Annotated in this window: 1 protein-coding gene; it reads left to right on the top strand. The window is 78.0% G+C overall.

Going from position 1 to position 665, the window contains the following annotated elements:
- Positions 1-44: 44 nt before the first annotated feature.
- A partial coding sequence (locus HMPREF3105_RS01840) for a lipase family protein (RefSeq protein WP_246830312.1) occupies positions 45-665 on the top strand: 621 nt, incomplete at its 3' end.

Here is a 665-nt window from a genome sequence, read left to right as displayed (position 1 = left end):
CTGCCCTGGCCCAGGAGTCCGCCCCGGCCCCGGACGCGCCGGAGGTGAGCTCCGCCGTCGCGGACCTCTCGCAGCCGGCCACGACGGCCGAGGACGCCCGCTGGAACGCGGCCCGGGACGCCCTGGCGGCCGCCTCGGTCGACGACCCCTTCTACCTGCCGCCCGCCGTCGTGCCCGCGACCCCCGGCGCCCTGATCCGCAGCGAGCCCGCCGCCTTCTATCTGGATCCCGTGCGGCTGGTGCAGGTGCCCGCGCACGCCACGCGCATCATGTACGCCTCGCAGGACGCCCAGGGCCGACCCGTCGCCGTGACCGGCACCGTGCTGACCCCCACCGCCCCCTGGACGGGCGGCGGCGAGCGCCCCGTGATCGGCTACGCGGTGGGCACCCAGGGCGCGGCGGACCGCTGCGCCCCCTCGCGCACCCTCTCGACCGGCGCGCAGTACGAAGGCGTCGGGATCACGTCCCTGCTGAGCCGCGGCCACGCCGTGGTGGTCACCGACTACGAGGGCCTGGGCACCCCGGGCACGCACACCTACATGGTCCGGGAGGCCCAGGCGCACGCCGTCCTCGACGCGGTGCGCGCGGCCGCCCAGGTCTCGGGGTCGGGCGTCACCTCGACCGCGCCGGTCGCGCTCGCGGGCTACTCGCAGGGCGGCGGGGCG

Source organism: Micrococcus sp. HMSC31B01, assembly GCF_001816085.1.
GTDB lineage: Bacteria > Actinomycetota > Actinomycetes > Actinomycetales > Micrococcaceae > Micrococcus > Micrococcus luteus.
This window is presented reverse-complemented; position numbering and strand designations above follow the sequence as displayed.